3 protein-coding genes are annotated in these 4,143 nt (G+C 61.9%); all 3 read left to right on the forward strand.

Annotated features, from left to right (window positions below; all coding sequences use genetic code 11):
• The first annotated feature begins 168 nt into the window (after nucleotides 1-168).
• The 3 genes from ACESMD_RS09555 (at nucleotide 169) to trpE (ending at nucleotide 4,043) form a co-directional block, all read left to right on the forward strand.
• A complete protein-coding gene (locus tag ACESMD_RS09555; RefSeq protein ID WP_372612591.1) occupies nucleotides 169-1,437 on the forward strand; it encodes a sorbosone dehydrogenase family protein in 1,269 nt (422 codons plus the stop codon).
• Between the two features lie 238 nt (nucleotides 1,438-1,675).
• Nucleotides 1,676-2,341 (forward strand): phosphoglycolate phosphatase, encoded by a 666-nt coding sequence (locus ACESMD_RS09560; protein WP_372612593.1) that lies wholly within the window; start codon nucleotides 1,676-1,678, stop codon nucleotides 2,339-2,341.
• A gap of 202 nt (nucleotides 2,342-2,543) precedes the next feature.
• Nucleotides 2,544-4,043, forward strand: coding sequence for an anthranilate synthase component I (gene trpE, locus ACESMD_RS09565; RefSeq protein ID WP_372612595.1), 1,500 nt, complete (start codon nucleotides 2,544-2,546; stop codon nucleotides 4,041-4,043).
• The last annotated feature ends 100 nt before the right edge of the window (nucleotides 4,044-4,143 follow it).

Below are 4,143 nucleotides of genomic sequence, written 5' to 3' on the forward strand. Positions count from 1 at the left end.
CATTGCGTCTCGAAGCCTCCGTCAAGCGTCTGTCGTCGCAGGGCAAGCGGCACTGGGTGTCCTGTCGAGAAACGTTGACGGGGTGATGGCTTGACGTTCTACAAGGACATGCTTGACTCTATCCTTTCGTGCGATAGTTAGTGCATGTCAACCCAACAGGAGATAACAATGAAAAAGAAACTATTGGTAATGGGTGTTGCCGCCGGCGCCATGGCGATCACCGCAGCGCATGCCCAGGAAGCCACCACGCTGGAGAAACTCGGCAGTTTTCAGTCGACCGGAACGACCGAGCACATCGTCATCGATCAGAACTCGTCCAGTGCCGACGCGATTCGCAACACCCTGCAACGGATCAACCTCCCCGACGGATTCGAGATCGACCTCTACGCACTGGTGCCCGATGCGCGCCATATGGCGGTTGGCCCCCAGGGCGTCGTCATGTTCGTCGGTACCCGGAAGAGCGAAGTCTGGGCGGTGACAGACCGTGACAAGGATCGCGTGGCCGATGAGGTGAAGAATTTCGCCCCCTCTCTGACCAAGGCCATCCCCAACGGACCCTGTTTCTCGCCGGATGGCATCCTCTACATCGCCGAGCAGAACCGTCTGCTGGCCTATCCGGCGGCCGAATTCTTCTATGAGAGCCCCGACGTGGTTGCCGTTCCGGTCATTCCTGGCGGTGAACTCATCCCCGAGGAATTCGTCAGCTACAACCATACCGCTCGCGTCTGCGATGTGGGTCCCGACGGAAAGCTCTATGTCTCGCTGGGTCAGCCCTACAATGTGCCACCCAAGGAGCACCTCGAGACCTTCAGCGAGTACGGCATGGGCGGGATCATCCGGCTCAATCAGGACGGCAGTAACCGCGAGGTCTATACCTACGGGATCCGCAACTCAGTGGGGCATGACTTCCATCCGACCACCGGCAACCTCTGGTTCACCGACAATCAGGTGGACGGCATGGGCGATGACATTCCGCCTGGCGAGATCAATCGCCAGACCGAAAAGGGGCAGAACTTCGGTTTCCCCTGGTACGGCGGCGGCAATGTGCGCACCAACGAGTACATGGATGAGGAAATCCCGGCGGACGTCGTCGACCCGGTCGTGGAAACCGTGGCCCATGCGGCCGACCTCGGCATGATGTTCTACACCGGTAGCATGTTCCCAGAGGCCTACCAGGGTGGCATCTTCTCAGCCCAGCACGGCTCCTGGAACCGCACCGAACCCATCGGGACCAGGGTCATGTTCACGCCGGTCGATGCCGAGGGTAACGTGACAGGTGATACCGTGCCGTTCGCCGAAGGCTGGCTGGACGAGAACGGGGAATACCTGGGTCGCCCGGTCGATGTGACCCAGCTGCGTGACGGTTCCTTGCTGGTATCCGATGACCTGGCCGGTGCCATCTATCGTATTTCCTACAACGCCATGGCGTCCGAGTAAGTCCTCTCTCGCCACGCCCGGCAGCTCGGCTGCCGGGCGGGCGTTATCCTTCCAGACGAGAATTCCTGATGCGTAGCCTACTCAAGGCGTCATGCCTCCTGACGATGGTTGGGCTCTCAGCCAGCGTGATGGCCGCCGATCCTGCCAGTGGCAAGGCATTCGACGCTAGCCAATGCCGAACCTGCCATGGGCTGGATGGTATTGCCCGGATCCCGATTGCCCCCACAATGGGACCTGCATGGATCCCATCCTGAGCAATATCCGGTTGGTAACCTTCGATCTGGATGGGACCCTGGTCGATTCCGTGCCTGATCTGGCGGTGGCGGTCGCCGCCGCCCTGACGGATCTCGACCTGGCCCCTCCCGAAGAGGCTATAGTTCGCGACTGGGTGGGTAATGGTTCGCTCACGCTGATGGAGCGGGCCCTGACCTTCGCGCTCGGGACCGCTCCTGCCAAGGAGCAACTCGACTGGGCGCATCGGGGTTTTCTGACCCATTATGGGCGTGATCCGTCTTCCAGGACGTGCCTCTATCCCGGGGTTCTGGCGTGTCTGGAGGGCCTGCGTGAGCGGGGTTTCCTGCTAGCCCTGGTCACCAACAAGCCCTTTGCCTTTATCGCCCCCATCCTCGAGGGCTTCGGCCTTACTGACACCTTCTCGCTCTGTCTGGGCGGTGACAGTCTGCCGCAGAAGAAGCCTGACCCGGCACCGCTGCTGCATGTAGCGGCTCACTTTCGGGTGCCGCCTGCTCGCTGCCTGATGGTAGGGGATTCCCGGCACGATATCGCCGCCGGCAGAGCGGCCGGTTTTCGTACCCTGGCCGTACCCTATGGCTACAATCATGGCGAGCCGGTGCGTGCCAGCGGGCCCGATGCCGTGGTTGATTCACTGTCACAACTCGTTTAGGGTAATTTCGCTCAAGCCCTTTCCCGATGGACTGCCGCATGTCGCTGGAAGCCCCCTCAGACCAGGTCGGTGATCGCCTCCCGGTCACCGATTCGTCGATGTCCCTGATCGTCATGCCCTGTGGCTGGCGATGGTGAGGCTTGGCTCCTAGCACGACGTCGCCTTTTCACCATCGAACCTTGCCTTCATCGAGGATCCGGGCATGATAACTTCCGAACGTTTCCATGAGCTGGCCGCCGCCGGCTACAATCGTATTCCGGTCACCCGCGATGTCCTGGCCGATCTCGATACCCCGCTTTCCACCTATCTGAAACTCGCCGATGAGCCCTGGACCTTCCTGCTGGAGTCCGTCCAGGGCGGCGAGAAATGGGGGCGTTATTCGATCATCGGTTTGCCGTGCCGCGAGCGTATCGAGGTGCGGGGGTTTGTCGTCAGCCACATCCTGGACGATGACCAGCTCGGCGCCACGGAGGTGGAAGACCCGCTCGCCTGGATCGAACAGTTCCAGCGGCGTTTCCGGGTGCCGCGACTGGATGACCAGCCGCGATTCGACGGTGGCCTGGTGGGGTATTTCGGCTACGACACCATTCGCTATATCGAGCCGAGGCTGAGAGGCAAGCAGGTCTCCGACAAGCCCGATCCCATCGGGGTGCCGGATATCCTGCTGCTGGTCTGCAACGATCTGGTGGTGTTCGACAATCTCAGTGGTCGTCTCACCCTGTGGACGCATGCCGACCCGAGCGAAGGCGCCGCCTATGAGCGGGCAAGGGATCACCTCGAGCGTCTCGAGGTGCGTCTGCGCAGTGCCACCTTCAATACCATCAGCCCGGGCACCGGGCGCAGTGCCGTGGAGGAGGGTCACTTCACTTCCGGGTTCACCGAGGCCGGCTTCAAGGCAGCGGTGGAGACCATCAAGGAGTATGTCCTCGCCGGCGATGTCATGCAGTGCGTGCCCTCCCAGCGCATGTCCATTCCCTACCGGGCGGCTCCACTGGATCTCTACCGGGCCCTGCGAAGCCTTAATCCCTCGCCCTACATGTTTTTCCTTAACCTGGCGGACCATCAGGTGGTGGGTTCCTCCCCGGAGATACTCACCCGTCTGGAGGACGGGGAGGTCACGGTTCGTCCCATTGCCGGCACTCGGGTACGGGGGCATACCGAGGAAGAGGACCTTGCCCTGGAAGCCGACCTGCTGGCCGACCCCAAGGAAATCGCCGAGCATCTGATGCTCATAGACCTGGGACGGAATGATGTCGGTCGCATCAGCGAGACCGGCTCGGTGAAGGTCACCGACCAGATGGCGGTGGAGCGATACTCCCACGTCATGCACATCGTCTCCAACGTGACCGGGCGGCTGAAGCCCGGCTTGTCTGCCATGGATGTGCTGCGCGCCACCTTTCCGGCCGGAACCCTGTCCGGCGCACCGAAGATCCGCGCCATGGAGATCATCGACGAGGTGGAGCCGGTCAAGCGTGGTATCTATTCCGGCGCTGTGGGCTATCTCTCCTGGCATGGCAACATGGACACCGCCATCGCCATCCGTACCGCGGTGATCAAGGATGGTCAACTGCATATCCAGGCCGGTGCCGGCATCGTGGCCGATTCGGTGCCCGAGATGGAATGGCAGGAGACTCTCAACAAGGGCCGGGCCCTGTTCCGGGCTGTCGCCATGGCCGAGCGAGGCCTGGATAACCTCGAGTAACGTCGCCCCGCGAGCGACCCGATTCCCACTGTCCGGTCAGAACCGGGCGAGCGCCCCGAGGTGCTGGCGCGAGGTGCAGGCCCGAGGTACAGGAGAGGTA

Source organism: Halomonas sp. (assembly GCF_041689495.1).
In the GTDB taxonomy this organism is placed as follows: domain Bacteria; phylum Pseudomonadota; class Gammaproteobacteria; order Pseudomonadales; family Halomonadaceae; genus Halomonas.